The organism is Streptomyces sp. NRRL B-1347 (genome assembly GCF_000720325.1).
In the GTDB taxonomy this organism is placed as follows: Bacteria; Actinomycetota; Actinomycetes; order Streptomycetales; family Streptomycetaceae; genus Streptomyces.
Window position 1 is genome coordinate 21007 of sequence record NZ_JOJM01000070.1, and the last position, 23467, is coordinate 44473.

General features: G+C 73.8%; 24 protein-coding genes and 2 pseudogenes. 18 read left to right on the forward strand and 8 right to left on the reverse strand.

The window, feature by feature from the left end; genetic code table 11:
- The first annotated feature begins 141 nt into the window (after window positions 1–141).
- The 8 genes from IG74_RS0137240 (at window position 142) to IG74_RS0137275 (ending at window position 8161) form a co-directional block, all read left to right on the forward strand.
- Window positions 142–336, forward strand: a complete 195-nt coding sequence (locus IG74_RS0137240; protein WP_030686496.1) for a hypothetical protein — start codon at window positions 142–144, stop codon at window positions 334–336.
- Between the two features lie 100 nt (window positions 337–436).
- The gene (gene mshB / locus IG74_RS0137245; protein ID WP_030686498.1) at window positions 437–1345 is read left to right on the forward strand and encodes an N-acetyl-1-D-myo-inositol-2-amino-2-deoxy-alpha-D-glucopyranoside deacetylase; all 909 of its coding nucleotides are present in this window, start codon (window positions 437–439) and stop codon (window positions 1343–1345) included.
- A gap of 170 nt (window positions 1346–1515) precedes the next feature.
- Window positions 1516–1911, forward strand: coding sequence for a DUF6113 family protein (locus IG74_RS0137250; protein ID WP_030686501.1), 396 nt, complete (start codon window positions 1516–1518; stop codon window positions 1909–1911).
- Window positions 1912–2051: 140 nt separating this feature from the next.
- Complete coding sequence (locus IG74_RS0137255; RefSeq protein ID WP_030686503.1) at window positions 2052–4169, forward strand: hypothetical protein; 2118 nt, start codon at window positions 2052–2054, stop codon at window positions 4167–4169.
- Between the two features lie 200 nt (window positions 4170–4369).
- Entirely contained in the window at window positions 4370–5329 is a 960-nt protein-coding gene (locus IG74_RS0137260; RefSeq protein WP_030686504.1) for an ABC transporter ATP-binding protein, read from the forward strand.
- The gene (locus tag IG74_RS0137265) at window positions 5326–6240 is read left to right on the forward strand and encodes an ABC transporter permease (RefSeq protein ID WP_078869386.1); all 915 of its coding nucleotides are present in this window, start codon (window positions 5326–5328) and stop codon (window positions 6238–6240) included. The genes IG74_RS0137260 and IG74_RS0137265 overlap by 4 nt, the downstream gene beginning before the upstream one ends.
- Entirely contained in the window at window positions 6237–7478 is a 1242-nt protein-coding gene (locus IG74_RS0137270) for a sensor histidine kinase (protein ID WP_420710007.1), read from the forward strand. The genes IG74_RS0137265 and IG74_RS0137270 overlap by 4 nt, the downstream gene beginning before the upstream one ends.
- Complete coding sequence (locus IG74_RS0137275) at window positions 7475–8161, forward strand: response regulator (protein ID WP_078869387.1); 687 nt, start codon at window positions 7475–7477, stop codon at window positions 8159–8161. The genes IG74_RS0137270 and IG74_RS0137275 overlap by 4 nt, the downstream gene beginning before the upstream one ends.
- Window positions 8162–8179: 18 nt before the next feature.
- On the opposite strand, the gene IG74_RS0137280 is transcribed toward IG74_RS0137275, so the two are convergent.
- The 3 genes from IG74_RS0137280 to IG74_RS0137290 all read right to left on the reverse strand — a co-directional run bounded on the left by IG74_RS0137280 (window position 8180) and on the right by IG74_RS0137290 (window position 11166).
- A complete protein-coding gene (locus IG74_RS0137280; protein ID WP_030686513.1) occupies window positions 8180–9058 on the reverse strand; it encodes a transglutaminase-like domain-containing protein in 879 nt (292 codons plus the stop codon).
- Window positions 9059–9132: 74 nt separating this feature from the next.
- The gene (locus tag IG74_RS0137285) at window positions 9133–9987 is read right to left on the reverse strand and encodes a transglutaminase-like domain-containing protein (protein ID WP_030686515.1); all 855 of its coding nucleotides are present in this window, start codon (window positions 9985–9987) and stop codon (window positions 9133–9135) included.
- A 168-nt stretch (window positions 9988–10155) separates the two neighbouring features.
- On the reverse strand, window positions 10156–11166 hold the full coding sequence (locus IG74_RS0137290; protein ID WP_030686518.1) for a GNAT family N-acetyltransferase: 1011 nt from the start codon (window positions 11164–11166) through the stop codon (window positions 10156–10158).
- Window positions 11167–11309: 143 nt separating this feature from the next.
- On the opposite strand from IG74_RS0137290, the gene fdxA reads away from it, so the two are divergent.
- Together fdxA and IG74_RS0137300 are read left to right on the forward strand one after the other, a co-directional pair.
- Window positions 11310–11630 (forward strand): ferredoxin, encoded by a 321-nt coding sequence (gene fdxA, locus IG74_RS0137295; RefSeq protein ID WP_030686520.1) that lies wholly within the window; start codon window positions 11310–11312, stop codon window positions 11628–11630.
- Window positions 11631–11732: 102 nt separating this feature from the next.
- Window positions 11733–12827, forward strand: coding sequence for a bifunctional succinyldiaminopimelate transaminase/glutamate-prephenate aminotransferase (locus IG74_RS0137300; RefSeq protein WP_030686522.1), 1095 nt, complete (start codon window positions 11733–11735; stop codon window positions 12825–12827).
- Between the two features lie 193 nt (window positions 12828–13020).
- Here the strand turns inward: IG74_RS0137300 and IG74_RS0137305 are convergent, their stop codons facing one another.
- Window positions 13021–13422, reverse strand: coding sequence for an ATP-binding protein (locus tag IG74_RS0137305; RefSeq protein ID WP_030686523.1), 402 nt, complete (start codon window positions 13420–13422; stop codon window positions 13021–13023).
- 300 nt (window positions 13423–13722) lie between these two features.
- Window positions 13723–14619 carry a hypothetical protein gene (locus tag IG74_RS0137310; RefSeq protein WP_030686524.1) on the reverse strand — a complete coding sequence of 299 codons (897 nt, stop codon included), beginning with the start codon at window positions 14617–14619 and terminating at the stop codon, window positions 13723–13725.
- 131 nt (window positions 14620–14750) lie between these two features.
- Here IG74_RS0137310 and dapE point away from each other — a divergent pair, with 131 nt between their 5' ends.
- Together dapE and IG74_RS0137320 are read left to right on the forward strand one after the other, a co-directional pair.
- The gene (gene dapE, locus IG74_RS0137315; RefSeq protein ID WP_030686525.1) at window positions 14751–15842 is read left to right on the forward strand and encodes a succinyl-diaminopimelate desuccinylase; all 1092 of its coding nucleotides are present in this window, start codon (window positions 14751–14753) and stop codon (window positions 15840–15842) included.
- A gap of 129 nt (window positions 15843–15971) precedes the next feature.
- A complete protein-coding gene (locus IG74_RS0137320) occupies window positions 15972–16724 on the forward strand; it encodes a TIGR00730 family Rossman fold protein (protein WP_051856205.1) in 753 nt (250 codons plus the stop codon).
- A gap of 54 nt (window positions 16725–16778) precedes the next feature.
- Here IG74_RS0137320 and folP read toward each other — a convergent pair whose 3' ends face one another.
- On the reverse strand, window positions 16779–17639 hold the full coding sequence (gene folP / locus IG74_RS0137325; RefSeq protein WP_030686528.1) for a dihydropteroate synthase: 861 nt from the start codon (window positions 17637–17639) through the stop codon (window positions 16779–16781).
- 160 nt (window positions 17640–17799) lie between these two features.
- On the opposite strand from folP, the gene IG74_RS46600 reads away from it, so the two are divergent.
- Window positions 17800–18273 (forward strand): DivIVA domain-containing protein, encoded by a 474-nt coding sequence (locus IG74_RS46600; protein WP_078869389.1) that lies wholly within the window; start codon window positions 17800–17802, stop codon window positions 18271–18273.
- Window positions 18270–18857, forward strand: coding sequence for a DNA-3-methyladenine glycosylase I (locus tag IG74_RS0137335; RefSeq protein WP_030686532.1), 588 nt, complete (start codon window positions 18270–18272; stop codon window positions 18855–18857). The genes IG74_RS46600 and IG74_RS0137335 overlap by 4 nt, the downstream gene beginning before the upstream one ends.
- A 23-nt stretch (window positions 18858–18880) precedes the next feature.
- On the opposite strand, the gene IG74_RS0137340 is transcribed toward IG74_RS0137335, so the two are convergent.
- Entirely contained in the window at window positions 18881–19681 is an 801-nt protein-coding gene (locus IG74_RS0137340; protein ID WP_030686535.1) for an enoyl-CoA hydratase/isomerase family protein, read from the reverse strand.
- A gap of 342 nt (window positions 19682–20023) precedes the next feature.
- Between IG74_RS0137340 and IG74_RS50055 the strand changes: the two genes are divergently transcribed.
- On the forward strand, window positions 20024–20191 hold the full coding sequence (locus IG74_RS50055; RefSeq protein WP_003966491.1) for a DUF3117 domain-containing protein: 168 nt from the start codon (window positions 20024–20026) through the stop codon (window positions 20189–20191).
- 304 nt (window positions 20192–20495) lie between these two features.
- On the opposite strand, the pseudogene IG74_RS50060 reads toward IG74_RS50055, so the two are convergent.
- A pseudogene (locus IG74_RS50060) lies at window positions 20496–21086 on the reverse strand (O-methyltransferase); the annotation flags it as partial.
- 160 nt (window positions 21087–21246) lie between these two features.
- On the opposite strand from IG74_RS50060, the gene sigE reads away from it, so the two are divergent.
- The 3 genes and pseudogenes from sigE to IG74_RS52405 all read left to right on the forward strand — a co-directional run.
- Window positions 21247–22011 carry an RNA polymerase sigma factor SigE gene (gene sigE, locus IG74_RS0137355; protein WP_199818946.1) on the forward strand — a complete coding sequence of 255 codons (765 nt, stop codon included), beginning with the start codon at window positions 21247–21249 and terminating at the stop codon, window positions 22009–22011.
- Entirely contained in the window at window positions 22008–22997 is a 990-nt protein-coding gene (locus IG74_RS0137360; protein ID WP_051856196.1) for a zf-HC2 domain-containing protein, read from the forward strand. The genes sigE and IG74_RS0137360 overlap by 4 nt, the downstream gene beginning before the upstream one ends.
- 87 nt (window positions 22998–23084) lie before the next feature.
- A pseudogene (locus IG74_RS52405) lies at window positions 23085–23467 on the forward strand (protease); the annotation flags it as partial.

Genomic DNA, 23467 nt, shown 5'->3' on the forward strand with positions numbered 1-23467 from the left:
CGTGTTTCGGTGCTCCGACTCATGTGATTCCACGGATAGTTATGATCCGTAGCGCGTGGTGGGTAGGACCTTGCTGGCACGGGTGGAGGACTCCGCCGGCGAGGCAGGGGTGAGGCTCGGGGAAGTGGGAGGTGATCCGGCGTGGTGCTGTCGGTCTCGGTGGTGCTGTTGCTGGCCATCATCGTGGTCATGTTGGTGCGGAAGCAGGGGCTCAAGATGATCCACGCGATCGTCTGCGCCCTGCTCGGGTTCTACCTGGCCAGTTCGTCGGTGGCGCCAACCATCGACGAACTGTCGACGAACCTGGCGGGCGTGATCGAGGACATCGACCCCTGAGGTGTCTCCACCGCTGCCGTGGCGCCGGCCGACCGGCGCCACGGGGCGGACGTGCGCCGTGCGGGCGGGGGCGGGTGCGCCGGGCTCGTAGGCTGTTCCCATGACGGAACTGCCCGCCCGGCGCCTGCTGCTCGTGCACGCGCACCCCGACGACGAGTCGATCAACAACGGCGCGACGATGGCCGCGTACGCGGCCGCCGGTGCCCGTGTCACGTTGGTGACCTGCACGCTCGGCGAGGAGGGCGAGGTCATCCCGGCGGAGCTCGCGCACCTCGCCCCCGACCGCGAGGACGCGCTCGGCGCGTACCGCGTCGGGGAGCTGGCCGCCGCGATGAAGGAGCTCGGCGTCACGGACCACCGCTTCCTCGGCGGCGCCGGGCGCTACCGCGACTCCGGGATGATGGGCGTCGAGCAGAACCACCGTCCCGGCGCCTTCTGGGCCGCCGACGTGGACGAGGCCGCGGCACACCTCGTCGAGGTGATCCGCGAGGTGCGGCCGCAGGTGCTCGTCACCTACGACCCCGAAGGGGGCTACGGCCACCCCGACCACATCCAGGCGCACCGCGTCGCCATGCGCGCCGTGGACCTCGCGGCCGAGCCCGGCTTCCGCACCGACCTGGGCGCGCCGCACGCGGTCGCCAAGGTCTACTGGAACCGCGTGCCGCGCCCGGTCGTCGAGGAGGGCTTCCGGCGCCTCGCGGACGCGCTGCCCGCCTCGCCCTTCACGGCCGCCGCGAGCACGGCCGACGTGCCGGGCGTGACGGACGACGAGCGGATCACCGCGGAGATCGGCGGGCCCGCCTTCGGCGCCGCCAAGGCCGCGGCGATGCGGGCCCACGCCACCCAGATCGAGGTGCGCGAGCCGCTGTTCGCGCTGTCGAACGGCCTGGCCCAGCCGATCTTCGCCACCGAGTACTACGAGCTGGTGCGGGGCGAGTCGGGGGCGGCGCCCGGCGCGCGCGAGACCGATCTGTTCGCCGGGCTCGGCACCGAAGGGATGGACCAGTGAGCACGCGATCCAGGGCCTCGTCCGCCGCCGAGTCGGCCGACTCGGGCAAGTCCAGCAAGTCCGGCAAGTCCGGCAAGTCTGCTGCGAAGTCCGCCACGAAGTCCGCTGCGAAGCCCGCCCGGCCCGCGAAGCCGTCCCCGGCCGCCGGTTCCGGCGCGGCGGCCGCCGCCGTGCCCGGCAGCTTCCTCGCCCAGCCGCTGAACGCCGCCCGGATCGTGGCGTACGTCGCGCTCTTCCTGCTCGGCGCCTTCGTCGGGGTCGCGGGGGCGCTCGTCCAACAGGGCTGGTTCCCCGGCGGGTTGCTGCTCGCGCTCGCCGGAGCCGCCGGTGCCTTCTACGGCGGCTCGCGCGCCACCGGCACCAGAGCCGGGGCCCTCGCGCCCGCCGGAGGGTGGCTCGCCGCCGTCATGCTGCTCACGGCGACCCGCCCGGAGGGCGACTTCGTGTTCGGGGCCGGACTCGGCTCGTACGTCTTCCTGCTCGGCGGCATGGGCGTGGCTGTGATGTGTGCCACGCTCTGGCAGCGGCCGCAACCAGGCGCGTCCGACGCCCGACTTGGCAAGTGACGTACCACTTGAGACCGTCCCCGGCAGGGGTTTGACGCCGGTCACGGGATGCCTGCCGACGGCGGCCAGTATGGTGGTGCGCGCCGCCGAGCCGCCCGAGTGGTCGAGACGGGCGGCGGAGCCAACCAGGAGAACCTGCCTTGAGTCGTGAAACTGACAGTTCGTCCTCCGGTCCTCACGGGCGCGCGGGAGCCGCGTACCCGTCGGGGACGCCGCCGTACGGCTCGCCCGCTCAGGGCGTCGGCCCGGACGGCGGACCGGACGGCGCCGGGCTCGGGCCCGGCGACCGGCGCTCCGACGAACCGAAGACCGAGACCACCCTGACCACCCGCATCCGGATCAACATCCCCGGATCGCGTCCCATCCCGCCCGTCGTGATGCGCACGCCGGTCGGGGACGCCGACGGGGACAGAGGCACGGAACCGCAGGGCCTGGACGACACCGCCGCGGGCCCGGGCGGGTCCGCTTCGGCGCTGTCGGGACCCGCTCCGGTCGCGCCCGCCCCCGGTGGCACGGTGAACGGCGGTGCCGTTCCGCAGGCGTCCGCGGGGCCCGCCGGAGGTTCCGCTTCCGGTGACGACGGCGGGGAGCCCGCGAGCGACTGGTTCGCGCCGCGCAAGGCCTCGCCCAAGGGTCCGTCCACCCCGGCGACCCCTTCTCCCTCTTCGGGCACCGGTTCGGGTGACTCCGGCACGGGGGGCTACGACGTCTCCGCCGCCGTGGCGGCCGGACCGCTCGGCTCCGGCGGGGAGCCGCACCGCGACGACCTCCCGTACTACTCCGGCGACGACCGGCCCGCCGGTCCCACCGGGGGACCGGTGACCGGTGACGGCCCGATGCTGACGCCGGAGCCCCCGGCCGAGCCCGGCCCGTACGGGGCCGGCGCCGCCGACCCGTACGGGACCGGCACCGACCCCTTCGCGACCGGTCCCGCGGACCCCGGCGGCCCGGGCGGCCCCGGCCGTCTCAGCGACGACACCGCGATCCTCACGCCGCAGAAGCCCGTGCCCGGCGCGGGCGGCCCCGGCGGCACCCGGCCGCCCGCGCCCGGCGGCCCCGGGATCCCGGGCGGCCAGAGCGGCCAGGGCGCCCCTGGAGTGCCCGGTGTCCCAGGCGTCCCCGGTGTCCCCGGAGGAAACGTCTCGGGTGACACCCTGAACAGCGGCATCCCGGTCGTCCCGCCCGCCCAGAACTCGCCGTTCGCGCCCGGCGCGCCCGGTGACGGACCGGTGCCGCACACGCCCCCGAAGCTGCCCGAGCCCGTGCAGCAGAAGGCCCCGGCCGCCCCTGCGGCCAAGAAGGCCAAGAAGAAGGGCCGCAGCAAGCTGGTGATGCTCGCCGGTCTCGTCGTGGTCATCGGCTGCGGCGCGTACGGCGCGGGCCTCCTGATGAACCACGCGGACGTGCCCAAGGGCACCACCGTCCTCGGCGTCGACATCGGCGGCGGCACCCGCGACGAGGCCGTCAAGAAGCTCGACGCGGCCCTCGGCGAGCGCGTCAACAAGCCGCTCAAGCTGACGGTCGGCGGCGACACGGTCACCCTCAAGCCGGACCAGGCCGGGCTCACGCTCGACAGCCAGGCCACGGTCCGCTCCGCCGCGGGCAGCGACTACAACCCGGTGTCGGTGATCGGCGGCCTGTTCGGCGGCGAGCGCGTCGTCGAGCCCGAGATGCCCGTCGACGAGGAGAAGCTGGCCGCCGCCCTGGAGCGCGCCGCGGGCGGCTCCGGCTCCGCCAAGGAGGGCACGGTCAAGTTCGAGCCCGGCAAGGCCGTCGCCGTGCACGGCAGGGCGGGCAAGGGCATCGACGCCGAGAAGGCGTCGGCCGCGGTCGCCGAGGCGTACAAGAAGCAGGTCGAGACCGGCAGCGCGGGCAGCGTCGCGGTGCCCGTCACGAACCGGAAGCCGACCGTCTCGGACGCCGAGGTCGACCGGTTCATGCGGGAGTTCGCCAAGCCCGCCATGTCCGCCAACGTCACCATCAAGGCGGGCGCGGGCGGCGGCATCCCGCTCGGCCCGGCGCGGTCGCTGCCGCAGGTCCTCGGCGTGAAGGTCGTGGACGGCAAGCTCGTCGAGACGTACGACCTCAAGGCGCTCAAGGCGCTCTACGGCAGCACCTTCGACGGCGTCCTGATCCAGCGCGGCAACGGCAAGAAGACGCCGGTCCAGCCGACCGACGTCGCCCAGGCCATGGGCAAGGCGCTGCGCGGCAAGACGCCCGCCGAGCGGATCGGCGTGATCGAAACGAACGCGAGTTAGCTTCGCTGGATCTGCCGCGATGGGCCCGTCGGTTGACTGCGGGTCCGTCGCGGCTGGTCGCGCAGTTCCCCGCGCCCCTTCGGGGCGCTGTCGTCAGGGCCCGGCGCCGTCGGTCACCCCTCCCGCATGACATCTGTCATGCGGATGTCACCACACCCGACACTGCCGTCACACCGCTCTGACCAGCGACGATGATGCACATGACGACGACAGTGACAACGGCGGCGGGCCCCTCGGAGGCCTCGGTGAGCGCCGTGCGGTTCGACGCGGTGACCAAGTCCTACGGCGACGTACGGGCCGTCGACGGCCTCAGTCTCGACCTGCGGCCCGGCGAGACGGTGGCGCTGCTCGGGCCGAACGGCGCGGGCAAGTCGTCCACCCTGGACCTGCTCCTCGGCCTGCGCCGCCCGGACAGCGGCACGGTCAGCGTGTTCGGCACCGGACCGCGCGAGGCGATCACCGCGGGCCGCGTCGGGGCGATGCTGCAGAGCGGCGGCCTCATGGACGAGGTCTCGGTGCGCGAACTGGTGCGCCTCGCCTGCGCGTTGCACCCGCGGCCGTACCGCGTGAACGACGTCCTCGCGCACGCGGGCATCACGCAGATCGCCGACCGCAAGGTCAACCGGCTCTCCGGCGGCCAGGAGCAGCGCGTCCGGTTCGCGCTCGCCACCGCGGGGGCCAACGACCTGATCGTCCTGGACGAGCCGACCACCGGCATGGACGTCAGCGCCCGCCAGGCGTTCTGGGCGACCATGCGGGAGCAGGCGGACCAGGGCCGCGCGGTCCTGTTCGCCACGCACTACCTGGAGGAGGCCGACGCGATCGCGGACCGCGTCCTGGTGCTGCACCGCGGCCGCCTCCTCGCCGACGGCACCGCCGCGGAGATCAAGGCGCGCGCGGGCGCCCGCAAGGTCAGTTTCGACCTGGCGGAGCTGACGGGACCCGGCGGGGACATTGCCGCCGAGCTGCGCGGACTTCCGCACGTCAGCGCGCTCGACGTGTCCGGGCGCACGGTCCGGCTGCAGTCCACCGACGCCGACGCCACCGTGCACGCGCTGTACGGCCTGGGCGTCTACCCCCGCAACCTGGAGGTCGCGGGCCTCGGCCTGGAGCAGGCCTTCGTCGCGATCACCGCGGCCGAGGAGGCGAGGACGGCATGACCGGCACCTCCACCACGGCCCGCACCGGCGCCATCCGGAACACCGGCACCATCCCGCACCCCCACACGACCACGGAGACCGACGTGACCACGGCGACGCACACGACGACGGCGACGCACACGACGAGGGCACGGGCGGGCGCCCGGCGGGGCGCGGCGGGCTTCTCCTCCGCCGCCCTCGTCAAGCTGGAGATCAAGCGCTCCCTGCGCAACCGGAAGTTCCTGTTCTTCTCGGTGCTCTTCCCCGCGCTGCTCTTCCTCATCACCGCGGGCGGCCAGGACGCCGACGTCAAGATGCCCCACAGCGGCGGCCTGAGCGTGCCCGCGTACCTGATGGTGTCCATGGCCTCCTTCGGGGCGCTCACCGCCGTCCTGATGGGCAACAGCGAGCGCATCGCCAAGGAGCGCGAGAGCGGCTGGGTGCGCCAGCTGCGCCTGACCAGCCTGCCGGGCCGCGGCTACGTGCTCGCCAAGACGGCCAGCGCCGCCGTCGTCAGCCTGCCGTCGATCGTCGTGGTCTTCGCGGCCGGCGCCGCCGTCAAGGGCGTCCGCCTGGACGTCTGGCAGTGGCTGGCCCTGACCGGCTCGATCTGGGCGGGCAGCCTGTGCTTCGCCGCGCTCGGCGTGGCCGTCGGCTACCTCGCCACCAGCGACACGGCGCGGCCGATCGCGATGATCCTGTACTTCACGCTCTCGGTCCTCGGCGGCCTGTGGATGCCCTCGACGACGTTCCCGCACTGGCTCCAGACCCTCGGCGAGTGGCTGCCCACGCACGCGTACGCGGCGCTCGGCCGCGCCATCGAGCTGGGCGGCGCCCCGCACGCCAAGGACGTCGTCCTGCTCGTCGCGTACTTCGCGGCCTTCGCCGTGGGCGCGGCCTGGCTGTACCGGAAGGACACACTGAAGGCGTGAACGAACCACTCGACATCGAGGACCGCCACCCCCTGCACAGCTTCGGGCAGCCCGCCACGGACCGCCGCGCGGCCCGCGCGAAGGCCGGCTGGATCGGCATCTGGCTGGTCTTCATGGCGGCACCGGTGAAGGACCTGGCCGACGGCGGCCGCTCCACGGCGGCGACGGTCCTCGGCTCCCTCGGGCTCGCCGCGTTCGTCGCGTGCTACCTCACCCTGGTCTTCCGGTACACGACGCGGGTGCTCACCTGGTGCTGGGTGTACGTGACGTACGCGGCCCTCGTCCTCCTCGCGGCCGCCCTGTCCACCTGGATGGACTCGGCCTGGCTCGGCCTGTGGGTGTACGTCGCGGTGTCCGCGGGCGCGGTCCTGCCGATGGGGCAGGCCCTGTGGGTGGTCCCGGCCGTCACCGGGGCGATGGTGGCGATCGGCGTGTACGCCCAGGGCGTGGGCGCGGCGGACCTGGTCACCGGGCTCGGCGTGACGACCTTCCTCGTCGGCTTCGCGATGACCGGCGTCCGCCATCTGATCCGGACGACCGTGCAGCTGCGCCAGGCCCGGGCCACGGTCGCCCAGCTCGCCGCGAACGAGGAGCGCCTGCGCCTGGCCCGCGACCTGCACGACCTGCTCGGCCACTCCCTCTCGCTGATCACGCTGAAGAGCGAGCTCGCCGGGCGGATGCTGCCCGACCACCCGGACCGGGCCGCCCAGCAGGTCGCCGACATCGAGCAGGTCAGCCGCCAGGCCCTGGTGGACGTCCGCGAGGCGGTCACCGGCTACCGCAGGCTCACCCTGCCCGGCCAGCTCGCCGGGGCCCGTACCGCGCTGACCGCCGCGGGCGTCGAGGCCACCATCCCCTTGGCGGCGCCCGAGGCCCCGCACGCGCCCGACGAGGAGCGGGAGGCCGCGCTCGCCTGGGCGCTGCGCGAGGCCGTGACGAACGTCGTGCGGCACAGCGGGGCGAGCCACTGCACGGTCACGCTCACCCGCCGCCAGACCCTGGCGGGCCCCGTGCTCGAACTGGCCGTGGAGGACGACGGCGTGGGCCCCGCGGCGGGCACCGGCCACGGCAACGGCCTGACCGGGCTCACCGAGCGCCTGGAGGCCGTCGGCGGCGTCCTGGAGGTGGGCTCCGGCGGCGGACGCAAGGGCCGCGGCTTCCGGCTCGCCGCGCGCGTGCCGCTGACGGCGGACCCGGCGGCGGCCGCCGCCGCGACCGCTCTAGGATCACCCGCATGACCGGCACGCACAGCCCCGCCGACTCCTCCGGCCCCGGTGACGCCCGTGACACCAGCGGCCTCACGGCCACCGGCGGCCCCGTCCGCGTGCTGCTCGCCGAGGACCAGTCCATGGTCCGCGAGGCGCTCGCGGCACTGCTCGGCCTGGAGCCGGACATCGAGGTCGTCGCCCAGGTGGCGCGCGGCGACGAGGTGCTCGCCGCCGCCCGCGCCCACCCCGTGGACGTGGCGCTCCTCGACATCGAGATGCCGGGCCGCACGGGCATCGAGGCGGCGGCGGAGCTGCGCGCCGCCCTGCCCGCGGTGAAGGTCGTCGTCCTCACCACCTTCGGCCGCCCCGGCTATCTGCGCAGCGCCATGGAGGCCGGGGCCGTGGCCTTCCTGGTGAAGGACGCGCCCGCGGCCCAGCTCGCCGACGCCGTGCGCCGCGTCCTCGCGGGCGAGCACGTCATCGACCCCACGCTGGCCGCGGCCGCCCTCGCCGAGGGCGCCAACCCGCTGACCGACCGCGAGCGGGAGGTCCTGCGCGCCGCCGCCGACGGCTCCACCAACGCCGAGCTGGCCGCCGCGCTCCACCTGTCCCAGGGCACCGTCCGCAACTACCTGTCGACGGCCATCCAGAAGCTCGCCGCGCGCAACCGCGCGGAGGCGGTGCGGGTCGCCCGGGACAAGGGCTGGCTGTGAACTCCCGCCCGACGGGCCTCAGTTGAGCCGCGCCCGGGCGGCCCGCGCCTGCCGCCGCACCCGCTCGGCCGCCACCGCGTCGCTCGGGCCGAGCGCGTCGGCGTAGGTCTCCAGCTCGCCGGCGCCGGCGCGGAAGTCGCCGCGCTGGACCAGGAGCTGGGCCCGGTCGTAGTGCAGCCGGTCCGCGGGCGCGGGAAGCAGCAGCGACAGCTCCACGGCCCACAGGGCGACGTCGGAGCGCTCGGGGCGGGCCGCGGCCCAGGCCCGGATGTTGTTCAGGACGCGCAGTACGATCTCGTGCGGCTGCGCGGGCCGTAGCATCGCCGGTTCCAGCGGCGCCCCGGTGGCGCCCGCGACCAGCAGCCGCGCATCCGTACAGCTCAGTAGGCGCCCTCCGCCGAACGGGTCGGCGAGCACGCGCTCCTCGCACCCGCCCTGGCCGCCGCAGGAGTCGTACGCGCCACAGCCCTCGCCCGGGTACGCGTCCGGGCTGCCGAAGGCGACCACGAAGTGCCCGGGCAGCGCGACGCCGTACACCGGGGCGCCCGCGCGCCGCGCCACCTCGATCCACAGCACGGACAGCAGGATCGGCAGGCCGCGTCTGCGCCGCAGGACGCGGTGCAGCAGGGCCGACTCCAGGCGCTGGTAGTCACCGGGCCGCCCGGCGAACCCGAAGCGCCCGCCGAGCAGTTCGGAGAGCGCGGCCGCCCAGGCGCGGGGCCCGCCCGGGCTCGGCGGCAGCCGCCGCGCGAGCAGGTCCAGCTGGCGCCGCGCCGCCGCCATGCCGGTCCCGTCGAGCGCGGGGTCCGCCTCCGTGCCGATCAGCAGGCACAGCAGCGCGAGGTCGGGCCGCTCGGACCCGGCCTCCGCCGCGAAGGCTCGACGCCACGGATGCATAGGACGGTGGTGCCCGGCGGGGGGCGCCTCAACCGGAGCGCGCCCATGGATGCGGCGGGGCGCCCCGCGCGGGGTCAGTTGAGCTTGGCGCGGGCCGCGCGGGCCTGGAGGCGGACGCGGTCCGCCGTGGTGGGCTCGATCGACTCGACGACGTCGGCGTACTCGTCGAGGCCCCGGGCCCCCTCCATGAAGTCGCCGCGCTCGACGAGCAGCTGCGCCCGCTCGTAGCGCAGCCGGGCCGGGTGCGAGGGCAGCAGGAGGGACAGTTCGAGGGCCCACAGCGCCACGTGGGAGCGCTCGGAGCGGGCCGCGGCCCAGGCCCGGATGTTGTTGAGGATGCGCAGCATGATGTTCAGCGGGGCGGCGGCCGTCAGGAGCGAGGGGTTGAGCTTGCCGCCCGTCGTCTGCGCCACCAGCTGCTCCGCGTCCTCGCGGCTCAGCAGCCGCCCGCCGTTGAACGGGTCGGCGAGCACCTGCTCCGTGCCGCCGTACCCGTCCGGGCCGCCGAAGCCGACCACGAAGTGCCCGGGCAGCGCGACGCCGTACACCGGGGCGCCCGCCCGCCGCGCCACCTCGATCCACACCACGGACAGCAGGATCGGCAGGCCCCTCTTGTGCCGCAGCACCTCGTGCAGCAGCGAGGACTCCAGGCGCTGGTAGTCCGTCGCCGTGCCGTGGTAGCCGTGCCGCCCCCCGAGCAGCTCGGACACCGCCGTCGCCCACGCGTGCGCCCCGCCCGGCCGGTAGGGGAGCTGCCCGGCGAGCGCGTCCAGCTCGATCTGCGCCGCGTCGATGCCCGCCTCGTCGAGCTCCGGGTCCGCCTCCCCGCTCAGCAGCAGGCACAGCAGGGACAGGTCGGGCCGCTCGGACCTGGCCTCGTCGGCGAATCTGCGCCGCCATTCACTGGACTTCGCGGGCTGTGCGCGCATCCGTGCCTCTGTCGTTTCTGTGTGGGCCCGGCCGGGCCGAGGGGTGGTGCCGGGGTGCTGCTTCCCGTGCTGTCTTCGTCGTACGCGTACGCCGCCGGATGCGCCGCCGCGCCCGGTCCTGGGGCGACCGGCCGCGGGGCCGCGGCCGCCGAGGCTTCCCGTCGCCGCTCACGCTCCGGGCCGACCGGGCTCCCGGTAGTGGTGGTAACGGTGGTGGACGGCGAATCCCATCCCGTCGTACAGCGCCCGCGCGCCGCCGTTGTCCTCCTCCACCTGGAGCCAGGCGGCCGACGCCCCCTCGTCGAGCGCCCGCCGCGCGAGCGCCGCCATCACGGCCGTGGCCAGGCCCTGCCGCCGCACCGCCGGGTCCACCTCCACTGCCATGAATCCCGCCCACCGCCCGTCGACCACGCACCGTCCGATCGCCGTCGGCGCGCCCGCGTCGCCGGGCACGGAAGCGAACCACACCGAAGGCCCGCTCGTCAGTACCTGAACCACATGTGGTCCCGGCACCCCGGCCCGCTGGTACCGCCGCAGCCACGCCTCGTCGACGCTCCGCGACAGCGTCACGCGCCCGGTGTCGACGGGCAGGTCCCCGATCGGGGCGAGCGCGCCGACCAGCACCTCCGTGGTCACCTCCCGCGCCCAGCCGCGCCGTTCGAGCTCCGCGCAGAGCCGTTCCTGCACGTCGTCCGCGCCGGTCGCCGCCTGTACGTACGCGGGCAGGCCCCGGTCCGCGTACCAACTCCGCACCCGCGCAAGCGCGTCGTCGAGGGGGCGGCCCGGATCGCCGATGGGCAGCACGGAGTTGGCCCGCCGGGTGAAGCCGGAGGCGGCCCGCAGCGTCCACGAGCCGAGGCGTTCGCTCTCCACGGGCTGCCAGGAGCGCGCCCCGGCCCGCGCCAGCTCCTCGTACGTCGCGGCGGGCCCCCGTCGGCGCGCGGGCGCGGCCGGCACGACCTTTCCCGCGACCAGGGCACTCTCCGCAATCCGGACAGCCTCGCCACTCTTGCGTGTGATCACCAACACACCGGCGTCCCATGATGTGAGAACACCCACCGTGTCGGTGAACCGGGCGCCCGGGGCGCCCGCCTCGCTCACACGTCGAACCGATACGCGTTTACCCACGTCAGAAGGGGTGATTCGGACCTCGAGCCGTCCGCCCGCAGTGAATTCCACAGCTCTGTACGCCCCTCCTGTTCGGATCTTGCCCGGGAACGGAGATACTAGGTGCGGGCATCGACGACGCCGCGCTCCCGCGCGCCAGGCGAGCGGAGCCTGAGGACGGCCCGCCAACGCCCGTATCGAGGAGGAACGACAGCGTGACCTACGTCATCGCGCAGCCTTGTGTCGACGTCAAGGACAAGGCGTGCATCGAGGAGTGCCCGGTCGACTGCATTTACGAGGGCAACCGGTCCTTGTACATCCACCCGGACGAATGCGTCGACTGCGGAGCCTGCGAACCGGTCTGCCCGGTCGAGGCGATCTTCTACGAGGACGACACTCCTGAGGAGTGGAAGGACTACTACAAGGCGAACGTCGAGTTCTTCGACGAGCTCGGCTCGCCCGGTGGTGCCAGCAAGCTCGGCCTGATCGAGCGCGACCACCCCTTCGTCGCAGCGCTGCCGCCGCAGAACCAGTAAGCGGCCGCCTGAGCGCCGCCCCGGTCCCGTACGGCCACGTCCGCTGTACGGGGCCGGGGCGTTTGTACAACCCCTCCGTACCGCACCGCCTGGAGCCCTCTCGTGTCAGCAGTCTCGGACCGTCTTCCCACGTTCCCCTGGGACAAGCTCGAGCCGTACAAGGAGACGGCGGCGGCGCACCCCGACGGCATCGTCGACCTGTCGGTCGGCACCCCCGTCGACTCGGTGCCCGAGCTCATCCAGAAGGCACTCGTCGCGGCCGCCGACTCGCCGGGCTACCCCACGGTGTGGGGCACGCCCGAGCTGCGCGACGCGATCACCGGCTGGTGCGGCCGCCGCCTCGGCGCCCGCGGCCTCACCCACCACAACGTGCTGCCGATCGTCGGCTCCAAGGAGCTCGTCGCCTGGCTCCCCACCCAGCTGGGCCTCGGCCCCGGCGACAAGGTCGCCTACCCGCGCCTGGCCTACCCCACGTACGAGGTCGGCGCGCGCCTGGCCCGCGCCGAGTACCTGACGTACGAGGACCCGCTGGAGCTCGACCCCACGGGCCTGAAGCTCCTGTGGCTCAACTCGCCCTCCAACCCGACCGGCCGTGTCTTGTCAAAGGACACGCTGACCCGCGTCGTGGCCTGGGCGCGCGAGCACGGCGTCCTCCTGGTCAGCGACGAGTGCTACCTGGAACTCGGCTGGGAGGCCGACCCGGTGTCGGTCCTGCACCCGGACGTCTGCGGCGGCTCGTACGAGGGCATCGTGGCGGTCCACTCCCTCTCCAAGCGCTCGAACCTCGCGGGCTACCGCGCGGCGTTCGTCGCCGGTGACGCCGCCGTGCTCGGTGACCTCCTGCAGATCCGCAAGCACGGCGGGATGATGACGTCCGCCCCGACGCAGGCCGCCGTGATCGCGGCCCTCGGGGACGACGCCCACGTCCAGGAGCAGCGCGAGCGCTACGCGGCCCGGCGCGCCGCCCTCCGCGAGGCCCTCGTCCGGCACGGCTTCCGCATCGAGCACAGCGAGGCGAGCCTGTACCTGTGGGCCACCCGCGACGAGTCCTGCTGGACCACGGTCGCCCACCTGGCCTCCCTCGGCATCCTCGTGGCCCCCGGCGACTTCTACGGCGAGGCGGGCGACCGCTTCGTCCGCGTGGCGATGACGGCAACGGACGAACGAGTGGCAGCAGCGGTGGCCCGCCTGAGCTAGTCCAGCCGCCCCGCTGGGGGGGGCACCCGGTCCGCCCCCCCTTCCCCCTCCCCGCTCCCGCTGTGGGCACCTGGTCCGCCCAGGGGGGGGAACGGGTGGGCACAGCCCACGACGGCGCGCAACGGGCAACGCAAAGGGGCGCGGGGAGCCATTCGGCTCCCCGCGCCCCTTCCGCGTACCCGGACCCGGAGGGTCAGCCCAGCGGCAGGCTCTTCACCGGCAGCTGCTCGGTCGGCAGCCCCTTGCCCGTCGTGTCCCCGAGCACCTCACCCGCCCCTTCGGTGACGTCGTCCGCCGCCCCCTTGGCCGCAGGCGTCGTCGTCTTCGCACCCTTGCCCACCGCCTTGCCCGCGGTCGGCACACCCTTCTTGACGGCCTTGCTCCCGGCCTCCGTCGCGACGCCACTGGCCTTCTGCGTCGCACCGTCGACCGTGTCGCCCAGGCTGCTCGGGTCGACGGCGCTCAGCCCGCCCAGCTTGGACGGGTCCGGCAGGTCGGCGGCGTTCGCGGAGCCGGCCGCACCGACCACGGGCGCCACTCCTGCCGCGACGAGCAGCGCGGCACGGGCGATCCGGCGGGTCAGGGGGAGGGACATGATGCTCCTTAGCGGGAGGGGAAGGTGAGGTGTCCGACCGGAGGATCTCCGGCGTCAGACGCAGTGACTACCGCTCGAAGCTCCCGAAGGTTGCGGTGGGCCAACGTAAAGAGTTGGCAATGCGTCGCATTATCGGCTGCGGATAAATTCGGGCAAACACCATTCGTGAAAATGTCGAACGGCCCGCTCAACACCCCTTGTTCTCAAGGAATTTGAGGAAGGTGCCGCACTCGCCCGAAGAGGACCGCGGAGCGTCTCCGTGCAGCAATCGCCGTCCCTCATTCGAGGGACCCTTCCGCACTACTGCCCAGCGACGATTCGGACTTCGCGGGTGCGCGCACCGGTCGTGCGCCACAGCGCGCCGGAATCCCCGGCCTGCCACTCCAGGTCCCCGTACGAGACCCGCTCGATGTGCAGCGCCGTCGCGTTGGCCACGGCCCAGTGCGCCAGCTCCCAGCCGCGCTGCGGAGTGCCGCTTTCCGGTGAGGCGCCGTTCGCCCCGGTGACGGGAACGCTCAGCACGCGCCCGCGTGCGGGCGCGCCTTCGGGCAGCACGCCCCGCCCGAAGTCCCGTGCGAGCGCCCGCCGCACCTCGTCCGGGCCGCCCGGGTCGATGCCCGGCAGGCCCTGGCAGCTGAGCGTCGCGGGCGTGCGCCCGGTGAGCGCGGCGGCGAGCAGCGCCGCGTCCGGCTCGTGCTTCGCGTACGCCTGCGGGAAGCCGCTGCGCTGCACGCGCTGGGCGGCGACCGTCAGCGGCAGCCGCGAGTAGCCGGGCACGTCCTTGAGGTGGTCGTAGAACCGCACCGACGCGTACACCGGGTCCATGATCTGCCGCTCGGAGCCCCAGCCCTGCGAGGGCCGCTGCTGGAACAGGCCGAGCGAATCCCGGTCGCCGTGGCGGATGTTGCGCAGGCCCGACTCCTGGAGGGCGGTCGCGAGGGCGATCGTCACCGCGCGCTCCGGCATGCCGCGCCGGGTGCCGACGACGGCGATGGTCGCGGCGTTGACGGCCTGCTCCGCGTTCATCTCGTACGTCGCCCCGTCGCCGTTGCCCGACACGACCGTGCACCGGGGGTCGGAACGGCTCCCGGAGACGTACTGGACCACTACGTAGGCCACGACGGCGAGCAGCGCGGCCAGGGCCGCCCCGGCGCGCGGGAGGCGGCCGCGCCGGACGAGGGGGGACGGCTCGGACACGCGCACCAAGGTACTGGAGCGGACTGACAGTGCCGAAACGGGCACGGAGAGAGACGGGCCGGGTGTGCGGCTGCGGGCCCGGACTGGAGGCGATCCGGAGCGGGGAGTTGCGGAGAGTTAGGGTCGAAGCCATGGATCAGACCCCGGCCCAGCCGCCGCTCGACCTCACTGTGGACGCCGCCGCGCTGACGGCCGCGCTCGTCGACTTCCCGTCCCCCAGCGGCCAGGAGAAGGCGCTCGCGGACGCCATCGAGACCGCGCTGCGCGCCCTGCCCCACCTGACGGTCGACCGGCACGGCAACAACGTCGTGGCCCGCACCCACCTGGGCCGCGCCGAGCGCGTCATCCTCGCGGGTCACATCGACACCGTCCCGATCGCCGGGAACGTGCCCTCGCGCCTGGACGAGGACGGCGTGCTGTGGGGCTGCGGCACCTGCGACATGAAGTCCGGCGTCGCCGTCCAGCTGCGCATCGCCCAGACCGTGCCCGAGCCCAACCGCGACCTCACCTTCGTGTTCTACGACAACGAAGAGGTCGCCGCGCACCTCAACGGCCTGGGGCACGTCGCCGATGCCCACCCCGACTGGCTCGCGGGCGACTTCGCGGTGCTCCTGGAGCCCACCGACGGCCAGGTCGAGGGCGGCTGCCAGGGCACGCTGCGGGTCCACCTGAAGACGACGGGGGAGCGGGCCCACTCCGCGCGCGCGTGGATGGGCTCCAACGCCATCCACGCGGCCGCTCCGATCCTCGCGAAGCTGGCCGCGTACGAGCCGCGCACGCCGGTCGTCGACGGCCTCCAGTACCACGAGGGCCTCAACGCCGTCGGCATCGAGGGCGGCGTCGCGACCAACGTCATCCCCGACGCCTGCACGGTGGTCGTGAACTTCCGCTACGCGCCCGACCGCACGCCCGAGGAGGCGGAGGCCTTCGTCCGCGACTACTTCGCCGACTGCGGGATCGACGAGTTCGTCGTCGACGACCACACGGGCGGCGCGCGCCCCGGCCTCACGCACCCCTCCGCACAGGCCTTCCTGGCGGCCGTCGAGGCCGAGGCCCGGCCCAAGTTCGGCTGGACCGACGTCGCCCGCTTCAGCGCCCTGGGCGTGCCCGCCGTCAACTACAGCCCCGGCGACCCGCTCCTCGCGCACAAGGTGAACGAGCGGGTCAAGGCCTCCCTGATCCCCGAGGCGGAGGCCAAGCTGCGCGCCTGGCTCACCTCCTGAACCCGGCCGCCTCGTGGAATTACGCCGCGCGTAACGCCCGTAGACCTACGCTGAAGTGGCACAACGAGTGAGTTGGGCGCGGCCGGGGCCACCGGGCCGCGCCTCGACCGGCAGTGGAAGGGGATGTTCATGGGCAATCCGGAAGCGCAGGGTCCGCCGGAGGAGCAGCACCTGGGGCCGGTGGTGCGGCGCCGTGAACAGATCACGCCCGGCACCACCGACCAGCGGCTCCTTGACACCGAGGGCGGCGACTCCGAGTGGGTGCACACCGACCCCTGGCGGGTCATGCGCATCCAGTCCGAGTTCGTCGAGGGCTTCGGCGCCCTCGCCGAACTGCCGAGCGCCATCAGCGTCTTCGGCTCGGCCCGCACCCGCCCCGGCACCCCGGAGTACGAGGCGGGGACCCGCATCGGCAGGGCCCTCGTCGAGGCGGGCTTCGCGGTGATCACCGGAGGCGGGCCCGGGGCGATGGAGGCCGCCAACAAGGGGGCCCGCGAGGCGAAGGGCGTCTCCGTCGGACTCGGCATCGAGCTGCCCTTCGAGCAGGGGCTCAACCCGCACGTCGACATCGGGGTCAACTTCCGCTACTTCTTCGTCCGCAAGACGATGTTCGTGAAGTACGCGCAGGGGTTCGTGGTGCTCCCCGGCGGGCTCGGCACCCTCGACGAGCTCTTCGAGGCGCTCACCCTCGTCCAGACCCGCAAGGTGACCCGCTTCCCCATCGTCCTCTTCGGCTCCGCCTACTGGGGCGGCCTCGTCGACTGGCTCCGCGACACGGTCGTCGCCCAGGGCAAGGCCTCGGAGCACGACCTGCTGCTGTTCCACGTGACGGACGACGTGGACGAGGCGGTCAGCCTGGTGACGAAGGAAGTCGGCCGCTAGCCCCGCACGCGCCCCGGACGGACTGGAAGCAGCCCGTCCGGGGCGCCACGGGGACTACGCCAGGCCCCGGCGGGCGACCGCGGGCGGCCGATGCCCGGCGATCGTCGCCACCATGTCCACGACCTGCCGCGTCTCCGCCACCTCGTGGACCCGGTACACCTGCGCCCCGAGCCACGCGGACACCGCGGTCGTGGCCAGCGTCCCCACAAGCCGCTCCTTGAGCGGCCGGTCCAGGGTCTCCCCGACGAAGTCCTTGTTGGAGAGCGACACGAGCACGGGCCACCCCGTGTCCACCAGCTCCCCGAGCCGCCGCGTCGCCTCCAGGGAGTGCCGCGTGTTCTTCCCGAAGTCGTGCCCGGGGTCGATGAGCACGGACTCCCGGGGGACCCCCAACTCCACGGCCCGCTCGGCGAGTCCGACCGTCACCCGCAGGATGTCGGCGACGACGTCCTCGTACCGCGTCCGGTGCGGCCGCGTCCGCGGCTCCACGCCGCCCGCGTGGGTGCACACGAGCCCCACCCCGTACCGCGCGGCGACCTCCGCGAGCTTGGGGTCGACCCCGCCCCACGCGTCGTTGAGCAGATCGGCGCCGACGTCGCACACGGCCTCGCCGACCTCGTGCCGCCAGGTGTCGACGCTGATGACGACGTCGGGGAAGCGCCGCCGCACCTCGGCCACGAACCCCACGGTCCTGCGGGCCTCCTCCTCGGCGGTCACCTCCTCGCCGGGACCGGCTTTGACGCCGCCGATGTCGATGATGGCGGCGCCCTCGGCCACGGCCTGCTCCACGCGCGCGAGGGCGGGTTCGTCGCGGAACGTGGCGCCCTGGTCGTAGAAGGAGTCCGGGGTCCGGTTCACGATCGCCATGATGACCGGCTCATGCGCCTCGAACACGCGCGTGCCCAGCTTGAGCATCCCCTGTGCGCCTCCCTTTCGTTACGTGGCGGACCACGTGGCCGTCGCCGCCTGCGACCTTAACTGTCAGAGGCGCATGGCACGATCGGAGCCAGACAGTTAGCCAACAGTTCCGTGCCGACCGGCCGCGGTCGGCATCCGAGCGTGGGGACCCGCACAGATGGTCATGTTCCTGTTCTTGGTCGTCGCTCTCGTGGTGGTGGTCGCCGCGGTGACGCTGGCCGTCCTCGGCGGCTCCGAGGGCGGCGCCCTGCCGGACGTGCCGCCGGAGCGCTTCGCCGACCCGCTGCCGCCGGACCGCCCGCTGCGCCGGGCCGACGTGGACGCGGTGCGCTTTCCGATGACCGTCCGCGGCTACCGCATGGTGGACGTGGACGAGGCGCTCGACCGCCTGGGCGCGGAGCTGGCCGAGCGGGACGCCCGCATCGCGGAGCTGGAGACGGCGCTCGCGGGCGTCCAGGCCACGGCCGTCGGCGGCCCCGGCCTGTTCACGACGTACGGCGGCCCAGGCGGCCCGAGCGGCCCGGACGCCCCGGACCCGGGGGAGTACGGCCCGAGAGACCGCGCCCCCGGCGCCCCCGGCGACCAGAGCCCGGCGGCGCCCCCGGCCGAGCGACCGGAGGACGACCGATGAGTGACGCGATCCCTGGCCCGGACGGCGCCCTGCGCTGTCCCTGGGGCCTGTCCACCGAGGACTACGTGGCCTATCACGACGGGGAGTGGGGCCGCCCCGTCCACGGCGACGACGCGCTGTTCGAGCGCCTCTGCCTGGAGGCCTTCCAGTCGGGCCTGTCGTGGATCACGATCCTGCGCCGCCGGGAGGGCTTCCGGGCCGCCTTCGCCGGCTTCGAGATCGCCGCGGTCGCGAAGTTCACGGACGCCGACCGCGAGCGGCTCCTGGCCGACGAGGGCATCATCCGCAACCGCGCGAAGGTCGACGCGACTCTCGCCAACGCGCGCGTGCTCGCCGACTGGCCCGAGGGCGAGCTCGACCGGCTGATCTGGTCGTTCGCACCGGACCCCGCCACCCGCCCGGCGCCGCGGACGCTCACCGACGTGCCCGCGGTCACGGACGCGTCCACGGCCCTGTCCAAGGACCTGAAGAAGCGCGGCCTGCGCTTCATCGGCCCCACCACGGCCTACGCCCTGATGCAGGCCTGCGGCCTGGTGAACGACCACCTCGCGGACTGCGTGGCCCGCGAGGCGAGCGGCTCCTGAGCGGTGCCCCCGCAGGGGCTCCGCTAGCGGCCCAGGTAGCTGGGCTTGGCCTTGTCGAGGAAGGCCTGCACGGCGATGGCGTGGTCCTCGGAGGCGCCCGCCTTCGTCTGTAGCTCGTCCTCCTTGTCCAGCGTCTCGTCCAGGGAGTGCCCGGCGGCGTACGCGAGGGACTCCTTGAGCGCCGCGTACGCGAGGGTCGGGCCCTCGGCCAGCGCGCGGGCCACCGCGCGCGCCTCGTCGGCGAGCGCGTCCGCCGGGACGACCTTGTTCGCGATGCCCAGGTCGTGGGCCTCCTGCGCCTTGATCGTGCGCGGGAAGAGCAGCAGGTCGGCGGCGCGGCTCTGGCCGATCAGCCGGGAAAGCGTCCAGGACACGCCCGAGTCGGCGGTCAGCGCGACCCCGGCGAACGAGGTGTTGAACGCCGCGGTGTCCGCGACCACGCGGTAGTCGGCGGCGAGGGCGAAGCCGAAGCCCGCGCCCGCCGCCACGCCGTTGACGCCCGCCACGACCGGCTTGGCCATGCCGGTCAGCGCTCGCACGATCGGGTTGTAGTGCTCGCGCACCGTGCTCATGGTCTGCCCGGAGCCCGACGCGCGCGACTCCTGGAGCACTCCGATGTGCTCCTTGAGGTCCTGGCCCACGCAGAAGGCGCGGCCGGTCGCGGTGAGCAGCACCGCCCGCACCTCGGGGTCGGCGCCCGCGGTGCGTGCCGCCTCGCGCAGGGCCACCTTGGCCTCGGTGTTCATCGCGTTCATCGCGTCAGGACGGTTCAGCGTGATCGTCGCGAGCCCGTCGCTCACTTCGTAGAGCACGGTGTCGGCCATGGTGGGGTCCCCTCCGCTGGTCCTGTGTGGGTGGTCCTGTGGGTGTGTGTCCCTGGGCCTCGGTGCGCCCAGCATGACCTAGATCATCGGCCACCGGTACGCCGTCGGAGATGTGACCTGCGTCAAAGAAGCAGAGGCGCAAGGAGCGCCTGGGGCGGCGAAGTATTGCAGCCACATCGCCGAATTGAGTGGTTTTGCGGGCGCGCGTTGCGCAAGCGATGCCGACTCATGTTGGTCATCGGGTCCCGCCATGCGGGATAATGACCTGGAAGCAATGTGTTCGATGCCGGTGACACCTGGGTTGTCGGCTGCGACAAGCTGGTTTCAGGAAGGGGAACGAGCATGGCGGCCATGAAGCCGCGGACGGGCGACGGCCCGCTCGAGGTGACCAAGGAGGGGCGGGGCATCGTCATGCGCGTTCCGCTCGAAGGCGGCGGTCGACTTGTCGTCGAACTGACCCCGGATGAGGCCGACGCACTCGGCGACGCCCTGAAGAAGGTCGTCGGCTGACGCGCAATCGCCCACACTTTTCCACTGCCCCGGCATCGTACGACGAGCCGGGGCAGTGCTGTGTGCGGAAGATCGACAGACGGCGGAAGGCATACGCGAGTTTGACGCGCACCGCGCGCGGACGCCTGCGGTGACCGCGCGAACCCTGCCGCGGCCCGGGCGGACCCCGCCGCGACCCAAGCGGGTGCGGCGAAGTCCGCTGCGGTACGGGAGCGCCCCGAAGGGGCGCGGGACCTGTCGATCTGCGGCTCCGCCGCGCGGGCGCGACCAGCCACGACGGCGCCGCAGCAGAATGACGGCACAGCGCGTTACTTCCACCGGAGTCGACGGTGCGGCCGTCGAAGAACACGCCCTCGAAGCAGACGAGGCCGCCCGGCCGCAGCAGGCGCAACGATTCAGCGAGGTAGTCGAGGCACTCCAGGCGGTCGCCGTCGCAGAACACCAGGTCGTAGCCGCCGTCGGCGAGGCGCGGCAGGACGTCGAGGGCGCGGCCCGGGATGAAGCGGGCACGGTTCCCGGCGAAGCCCGCGGCCCGGAAGGCCATCCGGGCGAACTGCTGGCGCTCGGGCTCCGGGTCGACGGTGGTCAGGACCCCGTCGGGACGCATGCCGTGCAGCAGATGGATGCCGGAGACCCCGGTGCCCGTGCCGATCTCGGCGACGGCCTTGGCGTCCACGGTGGCGGCGAGCAGCCGCAGCGCGGCGCCGGTGCCGGGCGACACGGAGCGCAGCCCCGCGTCCCGCGCCCGGTCGCGGGCCCAGAGCAGCGCCTCGTCCTCGGCGACAAAGGCGTCGGCGAACGCCCAGCTCGTCTGCCGGTTGCCGCTAATGGCCCTCTCCTGTCCCCGTGGTTGCCTGGCGGTGACTGTATCCGTTGGGCCCGGGAACCCGCAGATGGGACCGTGCGTTAGTCAGGTGTGACGCCGACCGGGGCAGCCCGGGGGCAGCCGACGGGGGAATCGGGTGGATCAAGGCACGATCGAGAAGGTCGTATCGAGCGCCCAAGAGGCAAATCTAGGTAAAAACGCTTATCCGGAGCTAACGGGCGAGGTGGTTATGGTAGGGGCTCCACTGGACACCACCAGAGCCGACAGGGGAGGTGCGGCCGAGTCCGCGGATCGGGGAGGAGCGCTCCGGCGTTTTCTCAGGTTGGCGGGTAGGCCGAAATCCGTGACCGACACCGCTGACCGCGCTAACTCCGCTCAGACCGCGACCTTTGCCGCTGACGCGGATGCCCAGGCGTGGACTCCCCCCACGTGGGAGGAGATCGTCAGCACGCACAGCGGCCGCGTCTACCGCCTCGCCTACCGCCTGACGGGCAACCAGCACGACGCCGAGGACCTCACGCAGGAAGTCTTCGTCCGCGTCTTCCGCTCCCTGTCGACGTACACGCCCGGCACCTTCGAGGGCTGGCTGCACCGCATCACCACGAACCTCTTCCTGGACATGGTGCGCCGCAAGCAGCGCATCCGGTTCGACGCCCTCGGGGACGACGCCGCCGAGCGCCTCCCCAGCCGTGAGCCGTCGCCCCAGCAGGTGTTCAACGACACCCACTTCGACGCGGACGTCCAGCAGGCGCTCGACACCCTGGCGCCCGAGTTCCGCGCCGCCGTCGTCCTGTGCGACATCGAGGGCCTCTCGTACGAGGAGATCGCCGCCACCCTGGGCGTCAAGCTCGGTACGGTCCGCAGCCGTATCCACCGTGGCCGCTCCCAGCTCCGCAAGGCGCTCCAGCACCGTTCACCCGAGGCCCGCGCCGAGCGCCGTTCGCTCGCCGTCACCGGTGCCGTGGCGCTGGGAGGAGGGGGCGCGACCGCGTGAGTGGATCACGGTCCAATCCTGCCGAGCGGCATTTCGCCGAGCAGCACCTGGGGGACCGGCTCGCCGCGCTGGTCGACGGTGAGCTCGGTCATGACGCGCGCGAGCGAGTGCTCGCCCATCTGGCCACCTGTCCTACGTGCAAGACGGAAGCCGACGCCCAGCGCCGGCTCAAGAGCGTGTTCGCGCAGACGGCGGCCCCGCCGCCCAGCGAGAGCTTCCTCGCCCGGCTGCAGAACCTCCCGGGCATGAGCCTCGACGACATCGAGGGCCAGGGCGGCCCGCGCACCCCCGTCGACGACGGCTTCGCCACCGGCTCGTCCGGGACGACGGGCCTGCCGGGCGGCGGTGTGTTCTCCGTCGGCGGCCCGCGCCCCGACCCCCTGCTGGAGTACGTGCCCTCGGGCGCCCACGCGGCGGTGCTCCCCAGCGAGCAGCGCGGCTTCCGGATACACGCCGTCGGCAGGACCGAGGCCGAGCGCTCCGGCTGGCGGGGGCGACGGTTCGCCTTCGCCGCCGCCGGAGCCGTGTCCCTCGCCGCGATAGCGCTCGGCGGGGTCACGGTGAGCGCTCCGCTCGGCTCCGCCGACCAGCGCGCGGGCGGCTCGGGCACGAACAGCAACGCCTCGCCGCCGCGCTCCCAGACCACCCCCGCCACCGGGGCCCCCGAGTCGACGCGCCGCCGCGGCAGCAGCCCCTTCTCCGTCCAGGGCCAGCGGCCCCAGGCGCCCGCACCGACCACGGCCGCCGTGCCGCTGCTCTCCGGTGCGCCCGGACCGGCCACGCCCACGCCCCAGCACCTCACGGCCCCGCTGCTCGCCGGTGCCGGAGTGATGTCGCCCCTGGTGCGCGCCGCCGCCCCGGACGACCCGGAGAGACCGGGCGTCCCCGCCACCGGCCTCACGCTGAACGCCGCGGCGGACGCGGCACCCCGGGCGACGCCTCCCCCCGGCCTCGCCCAGCGACGGGGCACGGCCGAGATCCACTGACGTCCGGCGCGCGGACCTGGTTGAATTCCCCGGTGTGCCCGACGGGCACGGAATCGGCGTCCGCCGTGGGGCAGTTGTGGGGAGAGCATGGACGAGGTCGTGGGTACGGGGCCGGGCGGAGACGTGGGCACGGGGCCACGCGGAGAGGCGGACGCGTCCCGCCCCTCCGGTACGCCCGAGGCCCAGCCCCCGGCCCCCGGCTCCCCGGCCGGGGCACCGGGCGGAGCACCGGTCCCCGGGGACGCCCCGACGGCCGACCGCCCCAGGCCGCTGCACGACCCCGACCCGTACAGCACCCCGCCGTACGGCGAGCCCGGCCCCTGGGCCCCCGCTCCGCCCGTGCAGCACCCGATCACCACCCCGGCGCACGGCACGCCCGCGTACGGCACGGCCCCGGCCGCCCCGGCGCCCGCCGCGCCCGTGGCCCCTGCGGCCCCTGCGCCCTCCACAGCCCCCGTGGCCCCCGCGGC